This window comes from Mesorhizobium sp. WSM4828, assembly GCF_055811175.1.
Window position 1 is genome coordinate 109,809 of record NZ_JBVVQK010000011.1, and the last position, 21,137, is coordinate 130,945.

The 21,137-nt window shown below is 61.3% G+C and carries 21 protein-coding genes; 19 read left to right on the top strand and 2 right to left on the bottom strand.

The features are described 5' to 3' along the window. Positions 1-3: 3 nt before the first annotated feature. The 4 genes from queA (at position 4) to AC0L2X_RS15085 (ending at position 3,271) form a co-directional block, all read left to right on the top strand. Complete coding sequence (gene queA / locus AC0L2X_RS15070) at positions 4-1,089, top strand: tRNA preQ1(34) S-adenosylmethionine ribosyltransferase-isomerase QueA (RefSeq protein WP_473559786.1); 1,086 nt, start codon at positions 4-6, stop codon at positions 1,087-1,089. After that, positions 1,079-1,360 carry a hypothetical protein gene (locus AC0L2X_RS15075; protein ID WP_352491572.1) on the top strand — a complete coding sequence of 94 codons (282 nt, stop codon included), beginning with the start codon at positions 1,079-1,081 and terminating at the stop codon, positions 1,358-1,360. Before queA ends, AC0L2X_RS15075 begins: the two co-directional genes overlap by 11 nt. After that, the gene (gene tgt, locus AC0L2X_RS15080) at positions 1,357-2,487 is read left to right on the top strand and encodes a tRNA guanosine(34) transglycosylase Tgt (RefSeq protein ID WP_352491571.1); all 1,131 of its coding nucleotides are present in this window, start codon (positions 1,357-1,359) and stop codon (positions 2,485-2,487) included. The genes AC0L2X_RS15075 and tgt overlap by 4 nt, the downstream gene beginning before the upstream one ends. A gap of 61 nt (positions 2,488-2,548) precedes the next feature. After that, complete coding sequence (locus AC0L2X_RS15085) at positions 2,549-3,271, top strand: SDR family NAD(P)-dependent oxidoreductase (RefSeq protein ID WP_473559788.1); 723 nt, start codon at positions 2,549-2,551, stop codon at positions 3,269-3,271. 10 nt (positions 3,272-3,281) lie between these two features. On the opposite strand, the gene AC0L2X_RS15090 is transcribed toward AC0L2X_RS15085, so the two are convergent. Beyond that, entirely contained in the window at positions 3,282-3,701 is a 420-nt protein-coding gene (locus AC0L2X_RS15090; protein ID WP_473559790.1) for a DUF4864 domain-containing protein, read from the bottom strand. Between the two features lie 196 nt (positions 3,702-3,897). On the opposite strand from AC0L2X_RS15090, the gene AC0L2X_RS15095 reads away from it, so the two are divergent. The 15 genes from AC0L2X_RS15095 (at position 3,898) to glpK (ending at position 20,315) form a co-directional block, all read left to right on the top strand. Beyond that, positions 3,898-4,134 carry an Lrp/AsnC ligand binding domain-containing protein gene (locus tag AC0L2X_RS15095; RefSeq protein WP_023674883.1) on the top strand — a complete coding sequence of 79 codons (237 nt, stop codon included), beginning with the start codon at positions 3,898-3,900 and terminating at the stop codon, positions 4,132-4,134. Between the two features lie 172 nt (positions 4,135-4,306). Next, entirely contained in the window at positions 4,307-5,719 is a 1,413-nt protein-coding gene (locus AC0L2X_RS15100) for a circularly permuted type 2 ATP-grasp protein (RefSeq protein ID WP_473559792.1), read from the top strand. Between the two features lie 149 nt (positions 5,720-5,868). After that, entirely contained in the window at positions 5,869-6,810 is a 942-nt protein-coding gene (locus tag AC0L2X_RS15105) for an alpha-E domain-containing protein (RefSeq protein ID WP_352491567.1), read from the top strand. Between the two features lie 61 nt (positions 6,811-6,871). Further along, complete coding sequence (locus AC0L2X_RS15110) at positions 6,872-7,666, top strand: transglutaminase family protein (protein ID WP_473559794.1); 795 nt, start codon at positions 6,872-6,874, stop codon at positions 7,664-7,666. Positions 7,667-7,697: 31 nt separating this feature from the next. Further along, a complete protein-coding gene (locus AC0L2X_RS15115; RefSeq protein ID WP_352448780.1) occupies positions 7,698-8,429 on the top strand; it encodes a proteasome-type protease in 732 nt (243 codons plus the stop codon). A 58-nt stretch (positions 8,430-8,487) separates the two neighbouring features. Next, positions 8,488-9,900, top strand: coding sequence for a pyridoxal phosphate-dependent decarboxylase family protein (locus tag AC0L2X_RS15120; protein WP_473559796.1), 1,413 nt, complete (start codon positions 8,488-8,490; stop codon positions 9,898-9,900). A 128-nt stretch (positions 9,901-10,028) separates the two neighbouring features. Beyond that, on the top strand, positions 10,029-10,796 hold the full coding sequence (locus tag AC0L2X_RS15125; protein ID WP_023674889.1) for a DeoR/GlpR family DNA-binding transcription regulator: 768 nt from the start codon (positions 10,029-10,031) through the stop codon (positions 10,794-10,796). A 127-nt stretch (positions 10,797-10,923) separates the two neighbouring features. After that, positions 10,924-12,450 (top strand): glycerol-3-phosphate dehydrogenase, encoded by a 1,527-nt coding sequence (gene glpD, locus AC0L2X_RS15130; protein ID WP_352565349.1) that lies wholly within the window; start codon positions 10,924-10,926, stop codon positions 12,448-12,450. Between the two features lie 39 nt (positions 12,451-12,489). Continuing rightward, the gene (locus AC0L2X_RS15135) at positions 12,490-13,569 is read left to right on the top strand and encodes an ABC transporter ATP-binding protein (RefSeq protein WP_473559798.1); all 1,080 of its coding nucleotides are present in this window, start codon (positions 12,490-12,492) and stop codon (positions 13,567-13,569) included. Positions 13,570-13,578: 9 nt separating this feature from the next. Continuing rightward, positions 13,579-14,646: an ABC transporter ATP-binding protein gene (locus AC0L2X_RS15140; protein ID WP_473559800.1), complete on the top strand. Its 1,068-nt coding sequence runs from the start codon at positions 13,579-13,581 to the stop codon at positions 14,644-14,646. A 1-nt stretch (position 14,647) separates the two neighbouring features. Continuing rightward, entirely contained in the window at positions 14,648-15,514 is an 867-nt protein-coding gene (locus AC0L2X_RS15145; RefSeq protein ID WP_023674893.1) for a carbohydrate ABC transporter permease, read from the top strand. 1 nt (position 15,515) lies between these two features. Then, positions 15,516-16,430, top strand: a complete 915-nt coding sequence (locus AC0L2X_RS15150) for a carbohydrate ABC transporter permease (protein ID WP_352478954.1) — start codon at positions 15,516-15,518, stop codon at positions 16,428-16,430. A gap of 173 nt (positions 16,431-16,603) precedes the next feature. After that, positions 16,604-16,870, top strand: coding sequence for a DUF2160 domain-containing protein (locus tag AC0L2X_RS15155; RefSeq protein WP_031193610.1), 267 nt, complete (start codon positions 16,604-16,606; stop codon positions 16,868-16,870). A gap of 78 nt (positions 16,871-16,948) precedes the next feature. After that, a complete protein-coding gene (locus AC0L2X_RS15160) occupies positions 16,949-18,676 on the top strand; it encodes an ABC transporter substrate-binding protein (protein WP_473559802.1) in 1,728 nt (575 codons plus the stop codon). Positions 18,677-18,821: 145 nt separating this feature from the next. Beyond that, positions 18,822-20,315 carry a glycerol kinase GlpK gene (gene glpK, locus AC0L2X_RS15165; RefSeq protein ID WP_473559804.1) on the top strand — a complete coding sequence of 498 codons (1,494 nt, stop codon included), beginning with the start codon at positions 18,822-18,824 and terminating at the stop codon, positions 20,313-20,315. Between the two features lie 76 nt (positions 20,316-20,391). Here the strand turns inward: glpK and AC0L2X_RS15170 are convergent, their stop codons facing one another. Beyond that, the gene (locus tag AC0L2X_RS15170; RefSeq protein WP_352491639.1) at positions 20,392-20,865 is read right to left on the bottom strand and encodes a BA14K family protein; all 474 of its coding nucleotides are present in this window, start codon (positions 20,863-20,865) and stop codon (positions 20,392-20,394) included. Positions 20,866-21,137: the final 272 nt, after the last annotated feature.

A 21,137-nucleotide genomic window follows, 5' to 3' on the forward strand; every position in this document is an offset into this window, starting at 1 on the left:
TTCTTGCGCGTCGATCTTTTCGATTTCGATCTGCCGGACGAGCGCATCGCGCTTCGCCCAGCCGAGCCGCGCGACAGCGCCAGGATGCTGGTGGTCAGGCCGGGTGAGGGGCTCGAGGACCGGACGGTGCGCGACCTGCCGTCCCTGCTCAAGGCCGGTGATGTGCTGGTCTTCAACGACACCAAAGTTATTCCGGCGCAGCTGAAGGGCATCAGGCGGCGCGGCGAGGCGGCGGCGCAGGTCGAAGCCACGCTGCATATGCGGACGGCGCCCGACCGCTGGCTCGCCTTCATGCGCCCGGGCAAGCGCGTCACCGCCGGCGATCGCATCCATTTCGGTCATGACGCCAATTCCTGCTTTCTCGGCCAGCTCGACGCGACCGTGATCGAGAAGGGGGAAGGTGGCGAGGTGCTGCTCGGCTTCGACCTGTCAGGTCCGTTCCTCGACGAAGCGCTGCACGCCGTCGGGCATATCCCGCTGCCGCCCTATATCGCCTCCAAGCGTGACGACGACGAACGCGACCGCCGTGATTACCAGACCATTTATGCCAGGGAGGAGGGCGCCGTGGCCGCGCCGACGGCAGGGCTGCATTTCACGCCGGAGCTGTTTGCGACGCTCGACGCCAAGGGCATCGAGCGCCGTTTCGTCACGCTGCATGTCGGCGCCGGCACGTTTTTGCCGGTGAAAGCGGATGACACCGCCAACCACAAGATGCACGCCGAAACCGGCTCGGTCAGCCCGGAAACCGCCGAGGCGCTGAATGCTGCGAAAGCAAGAGGAAGGCGCATTATCGCTGTCGGCACGACATCGCTGCGCTTGTTAGAGAGCGCGGCTGGCGATGACGGCAGGCTGGCCGCGTGGTCGGGCCCGACCGACATCTTCATCACGCCCGGCTACCGCTTCAAGACCGCCGATATGCTGATGACCAATTTCCATCTGCCGCGTTCGACGCTGTTCATGCTTGTTTCGGCCTTCTGCGGTTTGCAGACGATGCGCGCCGCCTATGGGCATGCGATCGAGAACCGCTACAGGTTCTATTCCTATGGAGACGCAAGTCTTCTGTTCAGGGAGGATAATGATGGACGATGACCTGGAAACCTTCGACCGCGAAGCCTTGATCGCCGAGGTCAGGAAACTGCGCGCCGGCATCCGCCAACACCGCGACGCCACCGGCCATGATCTGTGCTGGCATCATCCCGACCTGTGGTCGCTTTTGCCCGAAAAGACGGAGCCGGCGATTGCCGTGCCGCCGTGGCCAAAATTCATGCGCGGCTGCATCCGCTACCGGCAATCACTCGACAAGCAGGCTCCAGATGCGCCGGTATTCGACAAGGAGTTCGATGGCCAGGGAATTCAATGACTGCCGCATTCACCTTTAACGTGCTGGCGACCGACGGCAGGGCGCGGCGTGGCGCAATCACCATGCCGCGCGGGGAAATCCGCACGCCCGCCTTCATGCCGGTCGGCACGGGCGGCACGGTGAAGGCCATGTATATGGATCAGGTGCGCGGCGTCGGCTCGGACATCATCCTCGGCAATACCTACCACCTGATGCTGAGACCCGGCGCAGAGCGCGTGGCGCGGCTCGGCGGCCTGCATGAATTCGCCCGCTGGCCGTATCCGATCTTGACCGACAGCGGCGGCTTCCAGGTGATGTCGCTGTCGAAGCTGCGGAAACTGACCGAGATCGGCGTGACCTTTCGCTCGCATATCGACGGCGGCGCCTACGAGATGTCGCCGGAGCGTTCCATCGAAATCCAGGGGTTGCTCGATTCCGACATCCAGATGCAGCTCGACGAATGCACGGCGCTGCCGGCCAAGCAGAACGAGATCGAGCGTGCCATGGAGTTGTCGCTGCGCTGGGCCGAGCGTTGCAAGACGGCATTCGGCGAGCAGCCCGGCAAGGCGATGTTCGGCATTGTGCAAGGCGGCGACGTGCCGGATCTGCGGTTGCGCTCGGCGCAGGCGCTGAAGGCAATGGAGCTGAAGGGCTATGCGATCGGCGGGCTGGCCGTCGGCGAGCCGCAAGCGGTGATGCTGGAGATGCTCGACATCACTTGCCCGGAGCTGCCGGCTGACCGGCCGCGCTACCTGATGGGTGTCGGCACGCCGGACGATATCTTGAAGTCGGTGGCGCGCGGTATCGACATGTTCGACTGCGTGATGCCGACGCGGGCAGGGCGGCATGGCCTTGCCTATACACGGCGCGGCAAGGTCAATCTGCGCAACGCTCGCCATGCCGACGATCCGCGCCCGCTCGATGAGGAAAGCGACTGCCCGGCCGCACGCGACTATTCGCGGGCCTATTTGCACCATCTGGTGCGCTCGCAGGAGTCGCTTGGCGCCATGCTGCTGACTTGGAACAATCTGTCCTATTACCAGCAGCTGATGCAGGACATCCGTGCCGCGATCGTGGCGCAGACCTTCGAGGCGCGCGCGGCGGAGATATCAGAGGGCTGGGCGCGGGGCGATATTCCGGCCGTCTAGCGCGTCCCTGCGATTGACGGACTGCCTGCCCGGGAGCAGAGTTCCGCTGCGGGGATCAGCCATGACCGTTACATACGACTTTGCCGGCAAGACGGCGATCGTTACCGGTGGCTCAAGGGGCATCGGCAGGGCCGTGGCCACGCAGTTGGTAAGGTCGGGAGCCGACGTCTGGATATGGGACGCCGATCCTGCGCCGAATGATGAAACCCGCAGCCAGACCGTCGACGTGACCAAGGCGCAGGACATAAGCAATGCCCTCGGCGAAGTCGTCGCCAGTACGGGCCAAATCGATATTCTCGTCAACAATGCGGGCTATCTTGGTCCTTACCTTGGCTTCGAGGCCTTCGATCCGGCCGAATGGCGCATCATCGGGGTCAATCTCGTCGGGACGTTCGAGGTCACGCACCAGGTATTGCCGGTCATGCGCAAGACCGGCCGCGGCCGCATCGTCAACATGGGATCGCTCGCCGGCAAGGAAGGATTGCCGAACCTAGCGGCCTATTCGGCGGCGAGCGCAGGCATCATTGCCTTCACCAAAGCCTTGTCGCGTGAGGTCTGCGACACCGACATTCGCGTCAACTGCGTCGCGCCCGGACCGATCGATACCGATCTTATCCGGCGTCTCGGCAACGAGGTCGTCAGTGAGATGATTGGGGCCAGTCCGCTCAAGCGGCTTGGGGCGGCGGAGGAGGTCGCGGCGCTGGTCCTCTGGCTCTGTTGCGATGCCTCGAGCTTCAATACCGGCGCGGTGTTCGACATGTCGGGCGGCAGGGCGCGGTATTGACGCACGCGCCTCAGGTGCTGACGGAGTTCGCCGCCCGCAAGCTGCAGCCGGTGATCTTGAAGCTGCCGTCCGGCTGCTGCTCCAGCGTGTAGACCGCCACGTAGTCCTTGCCGTCGGGTCCGACGATCAGCACCTGCTGGATGATCGAGACCGGCCCGGTCTGCTCGACCTTGCCGAAGGAATAGCTCTGCGGCTTGCGCACCGGCGCGTAGCCGTTGGTGACCATGTTCATGAAGGTGTCGACGGTCGGGAATATCCGTTTCACGTTCGGCGCCGCGAAACTGTAGGCGGTGGCGCCGTCATCGGCGAGGAAGGCTTTCAACTGGCTGTCTATGACTGTCTGCGCCGCCTTGACCTCAGCGTCGCCGGCAAATGCCGAAGAGGCCAGGAGCAGTGGAACGATTGCGAATGCGAATAACGCGCTGCGCATGGTCTGCCTCCGTTGTCCCTCAAAAATCGCTATCCGAAGACGCATCATACCATACGCCTCGAGACGCCTCGCGGTTTCAGCGATCGCAAACATTCGCCTGTCTGGCGAGACCGAGCCGAATTCCAACGCTTGAAAGCCCGCTCTCAGTCTGCGAGAAGGGCCGCTCATTCGAGCTGAGGCTAGGCAGGACCAGGCAATGAAGGCATTTTTCGTGCAGATAAAGTGCGATCTGGGCAAGGCCTACGACGTTGCCAGCGCCCTGGCCGATGCCGAGATCGCTTCGGAAATCTACTCGACAGCCGGAAATTACGACTTGCTCGCCAAATTCTATGTCGACGACGAGGAAGACATCGGCCACTTCGTCAACGAGAAAGTGCAGATTCTTCCCGGCATCAAGGACACGTTCACGGTCGTCACCTTTCGCGCGTTTTGATCCGCATCCGGCATCTGCCCGGACAGGAAGCAAAGCCTGACCACGGCCCTATCGGTACTGCCTTAATTTTAGGCAAGAGCGATATACTGATCGCCGGCGCCCACCAAATCACCGATTGCGCTTGATTTTCTCCAGCGAGGCCAGTGAAATGGCGTCACAGGGGAGTATGCGATTGGCAGCGTTCGACGAAATGCTACCGGAAGTTTCCGGGCTGAGAAAACCGTATTCGGCTTACGATCGCTGGCTGAAGGAACAGGACCCGGCCAGGCTTACCGAGAAGATGCAGGACGCCGAACGCGTCTTTCGCAAGACCGGCATCACTTTCGCCGTCTATGGCGAGCAGGAAGCATCGGAGCGGCTGATACCCTTCGACATCGTTCCGCGCATCATTTCGGGCAATGAATGGCGACGGCTAACGCAAGGCATCGAGCAGCGCGTTCAGGCGCTGAACGCCTTTCTCGATGACATCTACCATCGCCAGGAGATCTTGCGCGCCGGCCGGGTGCCGAAGGAGTTGATCGCCAAGAACGAGGCGTTCCTGCCCGAGATGATCGGGGTGCGGCCGCCGGCCGGCGTCTATACCCATATTATCGGCGTCGACATAGTGCGCATCAGCGAGAACGAGTTCTACGTGCTGGAGGACAACGCGCGCACGCCGTCCGGCGTCTCCTACATGCTGGAGAACCGCGAGACGATGATGCAGCTCTTTCCCGAGTTGTTCCAGCAGATCAAGGTGCGGCCGGTTGAGAATTATCCGCAGCTCTTGCGCCAGTCGCTGGCCGCAGTGCGGCCGCAAAGCACCAAGGGCGCGCCGACCATTGCCGTGCTGACGCCGGGCAGCTTCAACTCGGCCTATTTCGAACATGCTTTCCTTGCCGACCAGATGGGGGTGCAACTCGTCGAAGGGCAGGATCTGCGCGTCGTCGATGGCCATGTCGCGATGCGCACTACCGAGGGCTACAAGCAGATCGATGTGCTCTACCGGCGTGTCGACGACTCGTTCCTCGATCCGTTGACCTTCCGCCCCGATTCGGCACTTGGCGTGCCGGGCATTATGGACGTCTACCGCGCCGGCAATATCACGATCGCCAATGCGCCGGGAACCGGCATCGCCGACGACAAGGCGATCTATTCCTACATGCCCGAGATCGTCGAATTCTACACCGGCCGCAAGGCGATGCTCGGCAACATCCCGACCTGGCGCTGCTCGGAGCCGGACAGCCTGAAATATGTGCTCGAACACATCGACGAATTGGTGATCAAGGAAGTCCACGGGTCCGGCGGTTACGGCATGCTGGTCGGCCCGGCGGCGACCAAGAAGGAATGCGAAGAGTTTTCCAAAAAGCTCGCGACAAAACCGTCGAACTACATCGCCCAGCCGACGCTGGCGCTGTCGACCTGCCCGATCCTGACGGACAAGGGGCTGGCGCCGCGCCACGTCGATCTGCGCCCCTATGTGCTGGTTTCCGACCGTATCCAGATCGTGCCCGGCGGGCTGACCCGAGTAGCGCTCAAGGAAGGCTCGCTGGTCGTCAATTCCTCGCAAGGCGGCGGCACGAAGGATACGTGGGTGTTGGATGATTAGAGAGTGAATAGTGAATAGTGAATAGTAAGGATATGTGTCGTTGATGTTGGTGAAATGCCCTGAAGTGAAGCACGCAGCATCGTGGCCCGGAATCTGGACAGTCACCAATCACTATTCACCATTCACTATTCACCGCAGGACCGCCTGACATGCTTCTCGGCCGCACCGCCAACGGGCTTTACTGGATGAACCGCTATATCGAGCGGGCGGAAAACATGGCGCGGCTGGTGGATGCCGGCCTGCGCATGGCGCTGACTCGTACTCAGAACGCTTCGGAGGAGTGGAATTCGGTGCTGCTCAGCGCCGGTTCGGACGCCGCCTTCACGCAGAAATATTCCGACTACACCGCAGCCAATGTCGCCGATTATCTGCTGCGCGATACATCGAACCCGTCGAGCACGATGTCGTCTATCGAAACGGCCCGTAACAATGCCCGCATGGTGCGTACCGCGTTGACGCGTGAAACCTGGGAAAGCATCAACGAAGCCTGGATGTCGCTGAAGCGGATGCTGGCCAAGCCGATCGACGAGCGCGACCTGCCCAACGCGCTCGACGCAATCAAACGCGAGACGGCGCTGATTCGCGGATCGTTCTACGGCACGATGCTGCGCAACGAGATTTTCGATTTTTCGCAACTCGGCACGTATGTCGAACGCGCCGACAACACCGCGCGCATCCTGGATGTGAAATACTACGTGCTGTTGCCGTCGATCTCCTGGGTCGGCTCGACGCTGGACAACTACCAGTGGGAATCGATCCTGCGCTCGGTGTCGGCGCATCGTTCCTATCGCTGGGTTTATGACGCCGACTACAAGCCGAGCAACATCGCCGATTATCTGATCCTCAACGTGCGCATGCCGCGCTCGCTGACCTTTTGCTACCGCTTCCTGACGGAGCATCTCAAATTCCTGGGTGACGACTATGGGGAGCGCCACGCCTGTCATGCGACGGCTGCCAAGACCCAGGCCATGCTGACGGCCGGGTCGATCAAGGATATTTTCGACGCCGGCCTGCATGAATTCCTGGCCAATTTCATCCGCGACAACACCAGGCTCGGCGACGAGATCGCGCAGGATTACAGGTTCTATTGAGCATGACGCCAAAAAGCGGAGACCGGTTTTCGGAAAAGCTCATGCTCCAGGGACGTGTGCGATGCGGCTGAAGATCACCCACCGGACCGAATACCGCTACGATGCGCCGGTGCATTATTTGTTGCAGCGTTTGCGGCTGCTCCCGGTGAACGGGCGCACCCAGACGGTACTGTCCTGGGCGCTGAAGATTGAAGGCGCACGCGAGGAAGTGCGTTTCACCGACCATTTCGGCAATGATACCCGGCTGTTGAGCGTCGAGGGCGAGCGCGACTTCATCACCGTCGAAGCTGCCGGCGAAGTGGTGACGCGCGACACTGCCGGCGTCTGCGGACCGCACCAGGGTTTCGCGCCGCTCTGGCTGTTCGGCCATGAAACGCCGCTGACGACGATCGGCAGCGGCATTCGCGAGCTTGCTGCCTCGGTCGGCAAGGGCACCGACATTGAGAGGCTGCACCGGCTAATGGCCGTAATCGGCGAGCGTGTCGCTTATACACCCGGCACCACCAACGCGACGACGCCGGCCGAAGAGGCCCTGGCGCTCAAGACCGGCGTTTGCCAGGACCACAGCCACATCTTCGTTGCCGCGGCGCGCGCCATGGATTTTCCGGCGCGCTACGTCAGCGGCTATCTGATGATGGATGCGGCGATCGAGCAGGCGGCAAGCCACGCCTGGGCCGAGGCGCATGTCTCGGGCCTCGGCTGGGTCGCCTTCGACGTAGCCAACGGCATTTCTCCAGACGAGCGCTATGTGAAGGTGGCGACCGGCCGCGATTATCGCGACGCCACGCCGGTGTCGGGAATTCGGCAGGGACAGGCGGAAGAACAGCTTGCGGTCACCGTCACCGTGGAGCAGTAATCCCCGGCAAGATTGTTGCCAAAGAGATTCGATGACCTATTGCGTCGGCCTGAAGATCGATCGCGGGCTCGTGTTCATGTCGGACACGCGCACCAATGCCGGCATGGATTCGATCTCGACCTTCAGGAAGATGCATGTCTGGGAAGAGCCGGGCGAGCGCGTCATCGTTTTGATGTCGGCCGGCAATCTGGCGACGACCCAGGCCGTGGTCAGCCTGCTCGACGAACGCACCAAGGCAGTGGCCGAGCGCCGTGCCACGCTGCTCGAAACGCCTTCCATGTACCAGACAGTGCGGTTGGTCGGAGACACCGTCAAGGAGGTCATCGCCAGCTCGTCGCCGGCTGGCGAAAAGGCGGATTCCTACTTCAACGCCTCCTTCATCCTCGGTGGTCAGATCAAGGGCAGCGCGCCGCGCCTGTTCATGATCTATCCGGAAGGCAATTTCATCGAATCCACCGACGACACGCCGTTCTTCCAGATCGGTGAGACCAAATACGGCAAGCCGATCATTATCCGCGCTTATGAAAAGACGATGAGTTTCGCCGAGACGGTGAAGTTGCTGTTGGTGTCGTTCGACTCGACGCTGAAGTCCAACCTGTCGGTCGGCCTGCCGCTCGACCTGCTGTTCTATGAAAAGGACACTTTCAAGGTCGGCCTCAAAAAGCGAATAACCCAGGACGATCAATATTATCGCACGATCTCGGATAGCTGGTCGAACGCGCTGAAGACCGCCTTTGCCAGTTTGCCTGATTTTCCCGAATGAAAACCTACGTTTTTCGTGCTCTTTGATGGCGGCTCGATGAGGCGCTACGGAGGCGAAGATGAATAGGGACGAATTCCGCGAATGGTCGCTGCGAGCGGCTGAATGGGGCGTCGACTACAGAAACAGCCTTCGGGAGAGACCGGTGCGGCCGCTTGTCGAGCCCGGCGAAATCTTCAAAAGCATCGATACCGCGCCGCCGGAAGACGGTGAAACGATGCAGGCAATCTTCGCCGATTTCGAGCAAAAGATCCTGCCTGGCATGACGCACTGGCAGCATCCGCGTTTCTTCGCCTATTTTCCGGCTAACGCGGCACCGGCATCCGTCGTGGCCGAGTATCTGGTTTCCGCGATGGCCGCGCAATGCATGCTCTGGCAGACCTCGCCGGCGGCAACCGAGCTCGAGATGCGGGTCGTCGACTGGATGCGGCAGGCGCTTGGTTTGCCGGAGGGATTTTCCGGCGTCATGCAGGATTCGGCTTCATCGGCGACGCTTGCCGCCGTGCTGACCATGCGCGAGCGCGCGCTCGACTGGCAAGGCAACAAGAGCGGCCTGCAGGGCCAGCCGGTCGTGCGGGTCTATTCTTCCGACCAGGTCCATACTTCCATCGACCGGGCGATCTGGGTGTCGGGCATCGGCGAGGCGAACCTCGTGCGCATTCCGGTCGCCGGACGCTTCCGCACCATGCGGACGGCGGCTCTGGAAGCAGCTATCGTCACCGACCGCGAAAACGGCATGCTGCCGGCCGGCATTATCGCCAGCGTCGGCGGCACCAGTACCGGCGGCACCGACGATGTCGCGGCTGTTGCCGCTGTGGCGAAGCGGCACGGGCTCTACCTGCATGTCGATGCCGCATGGGCCGGCTCGGCCATGATCTGCCCCGAGTTCCGGCATTTCTGGGCCGGCGCCGAAAGTGCCGATTCCATCGTCTTCAACCCGCATAAATGGCTGGGCGCACAGTTCGATTGCTCGATGCAGTTCATCCGCCAGCCGGAGGACCTCGTGCGCACGCTGGCGATCAAGCCCGAATTCCTCAAGACGCATGGCCGCGACGGGGTCATCAACTACTCCGAATGGTCGGTGCCGCTCGGCCGAAGGTTCCGCGCGCTGAAACTTTGGTTCCTGCTGCGTGCGCATGGCTTGGAAAATCTGCGGAACATGATCCGCAACCATGTCGCCTGGAGCGAGCGCCTCGTCGCCTGGCTGTCTCGGGAGCCGGATTTCGAGATCGTCACGGAACCGATGCTGTCGCTGTTCTCATTCCGCCATCTCGCGGCTGCGGGAATCGACCTTGACGAGCACAATTTGCGGCTGGTCAACGCGATCAACGATGACGGCCGCATTTACCTGACGCAGACCCGGGTGGACGGGCAGGTGGCGATCCGCTTTCAGGTCGGGCAGTTCGAAACGACTGCGGCGGACGTCGATACTGCTTTCGAGGTCATCACTGAGATCGCGCGGGGCCTGAGTTGATAGCCTCGTCGAGTTTGCGCCGGAGCTTTTCTCTCTGCAGTTGCCCGATTTTCATTAGCCGGCTCATACCTGTTCATGGCTTTCGTTTTCAGCTATAGACGAGAAAAACGAAAATGAGAGGTTGCTAGATGTACCTGTCGCCGCGTCATTCCGAAATCATCCAGATGGCCAAGGACCATGGCCGCGTACTGGTCGAGGAGCTGGCGACGCATTTCAACGTGACGCCGCAAACGATCCGCAAGGATCTCAACGATCTCTGCGACCAGCGGCTTTTGTCCCGCATTCATGGCGGGGCGTTGTTCCCGTCCGGCATCGAGAACATGGAATATGAGGCTCGGCGTAAGATCGCCGCCGAGGAGAAGGAGGCGATCGGCCGCGCAGCAGCCCGGCTGATCCCCGACAACGCGTCTCTGTTCATCAATATCGGGACAACGACGGAAGCTGTCAGCAAGTCGCTGCTCGATCACAGCGGCCTGATGGTCATCACCAATAACATCAATGTTGCCAACAGGATGCGCATATATCCTTCGATCGAGGTGGTGATCGCCGGCGGTGTCGTGCGCGGTTCCGACGGCGGTGTGGTCGGCGAGGCAGCGGTCGATTTCATCAGGCAGTTCAAAGTCGATTTTGCGGTAATCGGCGCCTCGGCCATCGACCATGACGGCGCACTGCTCGACTTCGATTTTCGCGAGGTGAAGGTGGCCCAGGCGATCATCGCCAACGCCCGGCATGTGATCCTGGTGTCGGACCAGACCAAATTCGAGCGCACCGCGCCCGTCCGCATTGGCCATCTGTCGCAGGTCAACACCTTTATCACCGATCGTTGCGACATCCCGTCGGTGCGCAAGATCTGTCAGGAGGCAGAAGTTCAGCTGATCGAAACGTCGCTCTCCTAGAGATGCCGTAGCGGCATCTTCCGCCTATTATTATTTCGTTTGACATTCGTTATCATTTCGAAATAATTCCCCTACGGTTTCGCAAGAACCCAAAAATGCTGCAATGCGAAATCGAGGGAGGATTCTTTTGAGCGCATCACCGATTCATGACATTTTCGTCATCGGTGGCGGCATCAATGGCTGCGGCATCGCCCGCGATGCCGTTGGACGTGGCTTTTCGGTCTTTCTTGCCGAGATGAACGATCTGGCCAGCGGGACCTCTTCCGGCTCGACCAAACTGATCCATGGCGGCTTGCGCTATCTCGAGTTCTACGAATTCCGCCTGGTACGCGAAGCGCTGATGGAACGTGAGGTCCTGTGGAGGAACGCGCCGCACATCATCTGGCCGATGCGCTTCGTGCTGCCATACGCCAAGGGGCTGCGTCCGGCCTGGCTAATCCGGCTCGGGCTTTTCCTCTACGACCATATTGGCGGGCGCAAATTGCTGCCGCCGACGAAAACGCTGGACATGGCCAAGGATCCGGCCGGCAAGCCGCTGAAGCCGCTGTTTCGAAAGGCGTTCGAATATTCGGACGGTTGGGTCAACGATGCCCGGCTGGTTGTGTTGAACGCCCGTGACGCTGCCGAGCGCGGCGCAACCGTTAGAACCCGAACAAAGGTCGTCAGCGCACGCCGCGAAGGCAATCTCTGGACGGTCAGGCTTGAAAATGTGCGGACCGGCGATACCGAGGAGGTCAAGGCGCGGCTGCTGGTCAATGCCGCCGGCCCGTGGGTCGACCAGGTGCTGTCGGCCACCGTCGGCTTGAACGACGTGCACAATGTCCGCCTCGTACAAGGCAGCCACATCGTCGTTGGCAAGAAATTCGACGACCCACGCGCATATTTCTTTCAGAACAAGGACGGGCGCATCATTTTCGCCATCCCTTACGAGGACGAATTCACGCTCATCGGCACCACCGATCGGGACTATCCCGGCGATCCGCACAACGTCAGGATCAGTGACGCCGAGATCGACTATCTCTGCGCTGCGGCAAGCGAATATTTCGCGCAGCCGGTCAAGCCGTCGGATATCGTCTGGACCTATTCCGCGGTGCGGCCGCTCTACGACGATGGCGCCTCAAAGGCGCAGGAAGCCACCCGAGACTATGTGCTGAAGGCCGATGGAGGCGAGGGTGCCGCCCCGATCGTCAACGCCTTTGGCGGCAAGATCACCACCTACCGCAGATTGTCGGAATCGATGCTTGAGAAGATCGAGGGTTTTCTCGGCAAGCGCGGCAAATCATGGACGGCAAACGCGCCGCTGCCCGGCGGTGACTTTGCCGTCACCGGCTTCGATGCCGAGGTGGCGAAACTGAAGACGGCGTACCCGTTCCTCGACGCGCGGCTGGCCCGCCGGTTGACCCGGCTCTACGGCACCCGCGCAAGGAAGCTGCTGGGCCTCGCCAAGTCGAACGTCGATCTTGGCCGCAACTTCGGCGCCGATCTCTTCGAAGCCGAGGTGCGCTACCTCGTCGAAAACGAATGGGCGATGACTGCCGAGGATGTATTGTGGCGCCGGACCAAGCGCGGCCTGCGTCTCAGCCGTGAGCAGGCGGCAGTGCTCGACGAGTTCATGCGCGGAATAAGCCGGCAGCACGTAGCGGCTGCCGAATAGGGACGGCCGACTGATGCAGAAAGCCTGGGAGGAGGCATCATGCTTGAACTGAGAAACGTGACGAAGAAGGTGGGTGCGGCGGAACATATCCGCGACGTCTCGCTGACGTTTCAGCACGGCTCGCTCAACGTCCTGCTCGGGCCGACGCTCTCCGGCAAGACCAGCCTGATGCGGCTGATGGCGGGCCTCGACGTGCCGACCTTCGGCTCGGTCTGGTTCGATGGCAAGGATGTCACTGGCATGCCGGTGCAAAAGCGCAACGTCGCCATGGTCTACCAGCAATTCATCAATTATCCGGCGATGACGGTCTACGAGAACATCGCCTCGCCGCTGCGGGTGGCCGGCACGGATCAGGCAACGGTCGACAGGGAGGTGCGCAATGCCGCCGCCCTTCTCAAACTCACGCCCTATCTCGATCGGACGCCTCTCAGTCTGTCGGGCGGCCAGCAGCAGCGCACCGCGCTGGCCCGCGCCATCGTCAAGAATGCCAGCCTCGTGCTGCTCGACGAGCCGCTCGCCAATCTCGACTACAAGCTGCGCGAAGAATTACGCGCGGAACTGCCGAAGGTCTTCGCGGCCGCCGGCACAATCTTCGTTTATGCCACGACCGAGCCGCACGAGGCCTTGCTGCTCGGCGGCAACACGGCAACGCTTTCCGAGGGCAGCATCACCCAGTTCGGGCCGACCATCGAAGTGTTCCGCAAGCCGGTCGATCTGGTGACGGCGAGAACCTTCGCCGATCCGCCGCTCAACACCATCGTGCTTGCCAAGAAGGGCCTGGATTTCCTGCTCGAGGGCGGCGTGAAATTGCCGGTGCCGGCCGAGCTCTTCGGCATTGCCGATGCGATCTATACGATAGGCTTCCAGCCCCATCATCTTTCCCTCGATCGGCCCAACGCCGCCGCAGTGCCGGTGCGCGCAAAGGTGACGATCACCGAGATCACGGGATCGGAAAGCTTCATCCATCTCGATTTTGCCGATGCGCGCTGGGTCATGCTGACCCACGGCATTCGCGACTTCGAGCCGGACGAGGAGGTCGAGGTGTTCATCGACCCGCGCCACATCATGGTCTTCGACGAGCACGGCCGCGCCGTGGCCGCGCCGAAGCTGGCGGCTTAGGAGGAAGCGATGGCGCGCATCGATGTCAATCATATCCGCCACACCTATCTGCAGAACCCGCGCACGGATGCCGATTTCGCCCTGAAGGAAGTGCACCACACGTTCGAGGATGGCGGCGCTTATGCGCTGCTCGGCCCATCGGGCTGCGGCAAGACCACGCTGCTCAACATCATTTCGGGATTGCTGCATCCCTCGCATGGCCAGCTGCTGTTCAACGGCAGGAACGTGACCAATCTGTCGACCCAAGAGCGCAACATTGCCCAGGTCTTCCAGTTCCCGGTGATCTACGACACGATGACCGTCTACGACAATCTGGCATTCCCGCTGCGCAATCGCGGCGTGCCGGAGGCCGACGTCGACCGCAAGGTGCGCGAGACGCTCGAGATGACCGGGCTGGCCGACATGGCCAAACGAAAGGCGCGCGGACTGACCGCCGACCAGAAGCAGAAAATCTCGCTCGGACGCGGGCTGGTGCGCTCCGACGTCAATGCCATCCTGTTCGACGAGCCGTTGACCGTCATCGACCCGCATATGAAATGGGTGCTGCGCTCGCAGTTGAAGCAGCTTCACCGCCGCTTCGGCTACACCATGGTCTATGTCACGCACGACCAGACCGAGGCGTTGACCTTCGCCGACAGGGTGGTCGTCATGTATGACGGCGAAATCGTGCAGATCGGCACACCGGCGGAGCTGTTCGAGCGCCCGCGCCACACCTTTGTCGGCTATTTCATCGGCTCGCCCGGCATGAATGTCATGCCGGTGGCGATCGACGGCAAGACCGCGAAGCTGGGCTCGCAGCAGATCGAACTGCCGGGCGTGCCCAAGGCGGGTGGCGGCGCCATCGAGCTCGGCATCCGTCCCGAATATGTGCGCCTGGGCAGCCAGGGCATGGCCGTCCGGGTGAGCAAGATCGAGGACGTCGGCCGCCACAAGGTGGTCCGTGCCAATCTCGAAGGGCGCGAGATCGCCGCCGTCATCGGCGAGGACGAGACAGTGCCGGCCGATCCGAAGGTGCAGTTCGACCCGGCCGGCATCAACATCTATGCCGATTCCTGGCGCGTCGAGATGGGAGCCTGAAGTGGAAAAGACCTGGAACAACAGAGCCTGGTTCCTGGTGCTGCCGGTGCTGCTGCTGGTGGCGTTCTCGGCGGTCATACCGCTGATGACGGTCGTCAATTATTCGGTACAGGACACTTTCGGCAACAACGTCTTCTTCTGGGCCGGCACCGAGTGGTTCGAGGAACTGCTTTCCTCCAGCCGCTTCTGGCAGGCAATGATCCGCAACCTTGTCTTCTCCTTCATTATCCTGGCGATCGAAGTGCCGCTCGGCATCTTCATTGCGCTCAATATGCCGAAGAAGGGTTGGGGCGTGCCTGTTTGCCTTGTTTTGATGGCGTTGCCGCTGCTGATCCCGTGGAACGTCGTCGGCACCATCTGGCAGGTGTTCGGGCGCAACGACATTGGCCTGCTCGGCTATTACGTCAACGCGCTCGGCATCGACTATAATTATGTGCAAGACCCTTACGACGCCTGGGTCACGGTTATCATCATGGACGTCTGGCATTGGACCAGCCTCGTCGTTCTGCTCTGCTATGCCGGCCTGGTCTCGATCCCCGATGCCTTTTATCAGGCGGCCAAGATCGACGGTGCCTCGCGCTGGGCGGTGTTCCGTTACATCCAGCTGCCGAAGATGAACCGCGTGCTGCTGATCGCCGTGCTGCTGCGCTTCATGGATAGCTTCATGATCTACACGGAGCCGTTCGTGGTCACCGGTGGCGGCCCCGGCAACTCGACGACTTTTCTTTCGATCGATCTCGTCAAGACCGCGCTCGGCCAGTTCGACCTCGGCCCGGCGGCGGCGATGTCGCTGGTCTACTTCCTTATCGTCCTGCTGTTGTCGTGGGTGTTCTACACCGTGATGACCAATTACGACGCGGAGCGTTGAGATGAGCCGCACCGAAGAGAGAGCCGATAGGGTGAGTGAGACGACAGCTTCGGAAGGGCTCGCCAGCACGCTACGGCAGGACGAGATCGCACGGCTGATGCGCCGTCGCGGCGAGGAGTCGCGCTGGTGGTGGATCGTGCCGACGCTCTACATCGTCGTTCTGCTTTTGCCGATCTACTGGCTCATCAATATGAGCTTCAAGACCAATGGCGAGATCGTCTCGTCGCTGACGCTCTACCCGCACGCGCCGACATTGGCGAATTACCGCACCATCTTCACCGACGCGTCCTGGTATTCGGGCTACATCAACTCGATCACCTATGTGGTTATGAACATGGTGATTTCCGTGGCTGCGGCACTGCCTGCTGCCTATGCCTTTTCGCGCTATCGCTTCCTCGGCGACAAGCATCTGTTCTTCTGGCTGCTGACCAACCGCATGGCGCCGCCGGCGGTGTTCGCGCTGCCATTCTTCCAGCTTTATTCGGCCTTCGGCCTTATCGACACCCATATCGCAGTGGCTCTGGCGCATTGCCTTTTCAACGTGCCGCTGGCGGTGTGGATCCTCGAAGGCTTCATGTCGGGCGTGCCGAAGGAGATCGATGAGACCGCCTATATCGACGGCTATTCGTTCCCGCGCTTCTTCATCAAGATCTTCATGCCGCTGATTGCGAGCGGCATCGGCGTGGCGTGCTTCTTCTGCTTCATGTTCTCGTGGGTCGAGCTGCTGATCGCCCGGACGCTGACGACCACGGACGCCAAGCCGATCGCCGCGACCATGACCCGCACCGTTTCGGCCGCCGGCATGGATTGGGGGCTGCTTGCCGCAGCCGGCGTGCTGACGCTGATCCCTGGCGCGCTCGTCATCTGGTTTGTGCGCAACTACATCGCCAAGGGCTTTGCCCTGGGGAGGGTATGATGGAACAGGTCGATAGAAGGCCGTGGTGGTGGGCCGTGCTGTTTCTCGCCCTGGTCGTTGTGGCCTGGGTGGCCCTTCAAATCGATTTCGTGGCAATAACGGTAGGTTTCAGCGATCCGACAAATATCCGCCTGTGGGGATTTAACCTCTCGTCCAACCTCGATTTTTCGTGGATGGCCTGGACGTGGCCGACCGCGGCCTTCTTTGGAACCATCTTTCTGCTGCTTTGCGGCATGGCGGTGTGGGAATACGTCTCGCCGGGCGGCAATCCGCGCGTCGGCGTGCTGCGCTTCGAAACGACGCGCGGCGACCGCCTGTTCCTGTCGCTGCTTGGCAGCGCCTTTATCCATCTCGCTTGGCTGGGTCTAGTCGGACCCAATCTGTGGTGGGCTCTCGCTCTCTCCGTGGTCTACGCCGTCGGCGTGTTCCGCTACGTATAGAGGGGGAAACTGTTGGAACGGCGGCGTGCCGGCCGCCGATCCAGATCGCACTTTGAACTTTAACAGTGGAGGAAATACATGCGACGGCAATTTTTGACATCAACAACTGCGCTTGTCCTGTTGCTCGGGGCAAGCAATGCCTATGCCGGAATGGACGAAGCCAAGGCCTTCCTCGATAAGGAAATCGGGCCCCTTTCGACGCTTTCGCGCGCCGACCAGGAAGCCGAAATGCAATGGTTCATCGATGCCGCGAAACCTTTCGCCGGCATGGACATCAAGGTAGTTTCCGAAACCATCGCCACGCATCAGTATGAATCGCAGGTGCTGGCGCCGGCCTTTACGGCCATCACAGGCATCAAGGTTACGCATGACGTCATTCAGGAAGGCGACGTCGTCGAGAAGATCCAGACCCAGATGCAGACCGGCCAGAACCTCTATGACGGCTGGGTCAACGATTCCGATCTGATCGGCACGCACTGGCGCTACCAGCAGGTGCGCAACCTGACCGACTGGATGGCAGGCGACGGCAAAGATGTCACCAACCCGAATCTCGACCTGAAGGATTTCATCGGCACCTCGTTCACCACCGCGCCCGACAAGAAGCTCTACCAGCTTCCCGACCAGCAGTTCGCGAACCTCTACTGGTTCCGTTACGACTGGTTCAACGACGAGAAGAACAAGGCGGACTTCAAGGCCAAATACGGCTACGACCTCGGCGTGCCGGTGAATTGGTCGGCCTATGAGGACATTGCAGCCTTCTTCACCGGTCGCGAGATCGACGGCAAGAAGGTCTACGGCCATATGGACTATGGCAAGAAGGACCCGTCGCTCGGCTGGCGGTTCACCGACGCCTGGCTGTCGATGGCCGGCAATGGCGACAAGGGCATTCCGAACGGTCTGCCCGTCGACGAATGGGGCATCAAGGTCGACGAGAATTCGCGTCCGGTCGGTTCCTGCACGGCGCGCGGCGGCGACACCAATGGTCCGGCTTCCGTCTACGCCATCCAGAAGTATCTCGATTGGCTGAAGGCCTATGCACCGGCGGAAGCCCAGGGCATGACCTTCTCCGAATCGGGGCCAGTCCCGGCGCAGGGCGCGGTTGCCCAGCAGATCTTCTGGTACACCGCCTTCACCGCCAGCATGGTCGACGCCAGCGCCAAGGCGGTGCTGAACGACGACGGCACGCCGAAGTGGCGCATGGCGCCGTCGCCGCATGGCGTCTACTGGAAGGACGGCATGAAGCTCGGCTATCAGGACGTCGGTTCCTGGACGCTGATGAAGTCGACGCCGACCGACCGCGCCAAGGCCGCCTGGCTCTACGCGCAGTTCGTCACCTCGAAGACGGTCGACGTGAAGAAGAGCCATGTCGGCCTGACCTTCATCCGCGAGAGCACGATCCACGACAAGAGCTTCACCGAACGTGCGCCAAAGCTCGGCGGCTTGATCGAGTTCTACCGCTCGCCGGCGCGCGTCCAGTGGTCGCCGACCGGCACCAACGTGCCGGACTATCCGAAGCTGGCACAGCTCTGGTGGCAGGCGATCGGCGATGCTTCGTCGGGTGCCAAGAGCGCGCAGGAAGCGATGGACTCGCTCTGCGCCGAGCAGGAAAAGGTGATGAGCCGCATCGAGAAGTCGGGCGTCCAGGGCGATATCGGCCCGAAGATGGCCGAAGAGCATGACCTCGCCCACTGGAACGCGGACGCGGTCAAGAAGGGCAATCTCGCTCCTCAGCTCAAGATCGAGAACGAGAAGGAAAAGCCGGTCACCATCAACTACGACGAGCTGGTGAAGAGCTGGCAGCAATAGGGATATTTGATGCGGGCGTCCGCGCCCGCATCGCCACACTCAGGGGAGGCGGCATGTTGCCGTCTCCCCTGTTTGCGTGAACGGCTCCGCGCCATCTGGCTTCGGGACACCGTAGCACCTTGAATTCGCTTCGACGGGAGAGAGAATGACCGGATATATCCTTGCAATCGACCAGGGGACGACATCGAGCCGGGCGATCCTGTTCGACGACAAGATGAAGGTCGTCGGTAGCGGGCAAAAGGAATTCACCCAATACTATCCGGCCTCCGGCTGGGTCGAGCACGATCCCGAGGAGATCTGGGCAAGCGTGGTGGAAACGGTAAAGGCCGCGCTGAAGACAGCCGGCCGCAACGCGGCGGAAGTCGCCGCGATCGGCATCACCAACCAGCGCGAAACCGTCGTCATCTGGGACAAAGAGACCGGCAAGCCGATCCACAACGCGATTGTCTGGCAGGACCGCCGCACCGCGCCGCTATGCCAGAAACTGAAGAAGCTGGGGCTGGAGAAGAAATTCACGAAAAAGACCGGCCTGCTGCTCGATCCCTATTTCTCCGGCACCAAGATCGCCTGGATGCTGGACAAGGTGAAGGGCGCCAGAAAACGCGCCGAGAAGTGCGAACTGCTGGCCGGCACCATCGACAGCTTTCTGATTTGGCGCCTGACTGGCGGCAAGGTCCACGCCACTGACGCCACCAACGCCTCGCGCACACTGGTCTACAACATCGAACAAAACGCCTGGGACGACGAGCTGCTGGCCATTCTTGGCATACCTGCAAGAATGCTGCCGCAGGTGAAAGATTGTGCCGATGATTTTGGAATCACCGACAAAAGCCTGTTTGGTGCACAGATCAGAATCCTCGGTGTGGCCGGCGACCAGCATGCGGCGGCGATCGGCCAGGCCTGTTTCGAGCCAGGCATGATGAAATCCACCTACGGTACCGGTTGTTTCGCACTGCTCAACACCGGCAGCGATCTAGTGCGTTCGAAGAACCGGCTTTTGACCACCATCGCCTACAGGCTGAACGGCAAGACCACCTATGCACTGGAGGGCTCGATCTTTATCGCCGGCGCCGCCGTGCAGTGGCTGCGGGACGGCATCAAGGTGATCGGCAAGGCCGAGCAGAGCGGCAAATTGGCGGCGGACGCCGATCCGACGCAGAACGTCTATCTGGTGCCGGCTTTCGTCGGGCTCGGCGCACCGCACTGGGATGCCGAGGCGCGCGGCGCCATCTTCGGGCTGACCCGCAATTCGGGGCCGGCGGAATTTGCTCGCGCGGCACTGGAATCCGTTGCGTTCCAAACGCGCGATCTGCTTGACGCCATGCGGAAGGACTGGAAGGGCGCCTCGGTCAAGACCGTGCTCAGGGTCGATGGCGGCATGGTGGCGTCGGACTGGACCATGCAGCGGCTGGCCGACATTCTCGATGCGCCGGTCGACCGGCCGACAATTCTCGAGACGACCGCGCTTGGTGCGGCATGGCTGGCCGGCTCGAAGGCCGGTGTCTGGCCGAAGGCGCGGGAATTTGCCAGGAGTTGGGCGCTCGAGCGCCGGTTCAAGCCAGACATGGATGCTTCGACACGCGCCGCCAAGCTGGCCGGCTGGCGCCACGCTGTGCGCAGGACGCTAAGCGTGCAATAAGCAGGGATGGCAGCGGATTCGCACTCATGAAAAACCCGCGCCGTTTCGGCGCGGGCTTTGCAGCCTCTAATCAAACTCAGTAAGGCGACCGGCACTGCCGACGCGGACCGTAGTTCGGCTGATACGTATTGTCGGAGGCACGATAGCTTCGATAATGGTCGTAGCACCACTGCACGTGTGCATCGCCACGATAGACACGATTCTGGTTGACAATCGCGCCCGTAATCAGCGCTCCGGTGGCGAAGGCGGCCAGCGGGAACCAGTAGTCACCGTGACGGCGATAGCCGCGACGATATTCGCGATAGCCGCGATGGCCACGCCAGTACATGCCGTCGTCACGCGAAAAATTGCGACGGAAATCGCGACGCGAGAAATCGCGATTGAAATTCCGGTGCCTCCGCCACGGCTCGTACTGGACGGTCTGGACATTCGAGGTGAGCCCCAGGGCAGGGGGCGCATAGCTGGGCTGAGCGTTGACTGGCACGATCTCCGCGGCAGCGAATGAGATCGAAAGGGTGGTCGCCAGCAGGCCCGACATGATCCTATTCATGATCTTCTCCTTGAAACGCGTGTCCCTTGTCGCGGAAAAACGGGCAGGCTGCGCAAATTGTTCCGCTAAAAATCCCAAGTTGCTGATCTGCAAAGGTTCTCCCGATTCGCTGCTTGCGCTTATCCCGCAAAGCGCGAGCTTCGGCCTTGCGCGAGAGCGGGCAGTTCCGTCAACGCCGAAGCGCACCGCACGGCATGATGGCACGGCAGGAAAGTCCGGTTTGGGAGCTGTCTTTTTCCGGTTGACCGGCCGAGGCTCTCTCCCTATGTTCC

Coding starts and splice junctions, on each gene's coding strand:
- AC0L2X_RS15075 (WP_352491572.1), top strand. CDS start 1,079: ATGGACGATGACCTGGAAACCTTCGACCGCGAAGCCTTGATCGCCGAG.
- tgt (WP_352491571.1), top strand. CDS start 1,357: ATGACTGCCGCATTCACCTTTAACGTGCTGGCGACCGACGGCAGGGCG.
- AC0L2X_RS15085 (WP_473559788.1), top strand. CDS start 2,549: ATGACCGTTACATACGACTTTGCCGGCAAGACGGCGATCGTTACCGGT.
- AC0L2X_RS15090 (WP_473559790.1), bottom strand. CDS start 3,701: ATGCGCAGCGCGTTATTCGCATTCGCAATCGTTCCACTGCTCCTGGCC.
- AC0L2X_RS15095 (WP_023674883.1), top strand. CDS start 3,898: ATGAAGGCATTTTTCGTGCAGATAAAGTGCGATCTGGGCAAGGCCTAC.
- AC0L2X_RS15105 (WP_352491567.1), top strand. CDS start 5,869: ATGCTTCTCGGCCGCACCGCCAACGGGCTTTACTGGATGAACCGCTAT.
- AC0L2X_RS15110 (WP_473559794.1), top strand. CDS start 6,872: ATGCGGCTGAAGATCACCCACCGGACCGAATACCGCTACGATGCGCCG.
- AC0L2X_RS15115 (WP_352448780.1), top strand. CDS start 7,698: ATGACCTATTGCGTCGGCCTGAAGATCGATCGCGGGCTCGTGTTCATG.
- AC0L2X_RS15120 (WP_473559796.1), top strand. CDS start 8,488: ATGAATAGGGACGAATTCCGCGAATGGTCGCTGCGAGCGGCTGAATGG.
- AC0L2X_RS15125 (WP_023674889.1), top strand. CDS start 10,029: ATGTACCTGTCGCCGCGTCATTCCGAAATCATCCAGATGGCCAAGGAC.
- AC0L2X_RS15135 (WP_473559798.1), top strand. CDS start 12,490: ATGCTTGAACTGAGAAACGTGACGAAGAAGGTGGGTGCGGCGGAACAT.
- AC0L2X_RS15140 (WP_473559800.1), top strand. CDS start 13,579: ATGGCGCGCATCGATGTCAATCATATCCGCCACACCTATCTGCAGAAC.
- AC0L2X_RS15150 (WP_352478954.1), top strand. CDS start 15,516: ATGAGCCGCACCGAAGAGAGAGCCGATAGGGTGAGTGAGACGACAGCT.
- AC0L2X_RS15155 (WP_031193610.1), top strand. CDS start 16,604: ATGGCCTGGACGTGGCCGACCGCGGCCTTCTTTGGAACCATCTTTCTG.
- AC0L2X_RS15160 (WP_473559802.1), top strand. CDS start 16,949: ATGCGACGGCAATTTTTGACATCAACAACTGCGCTTGTCCTGTTGCTC.
- glpK (WP_473559804.1), top strand. CDS start 18,822: ATGACCGGATATATCCTTGCAATCGACCAGGGGACGACATCGAGCCGG.
- AC0L2X_RS15170 (WP_352491639.1), bottom strand. CDS start 20,865: ATGAATAGGATCATGTCGGGCCTGCTGGCGACCACCCTTTCGATCTCA.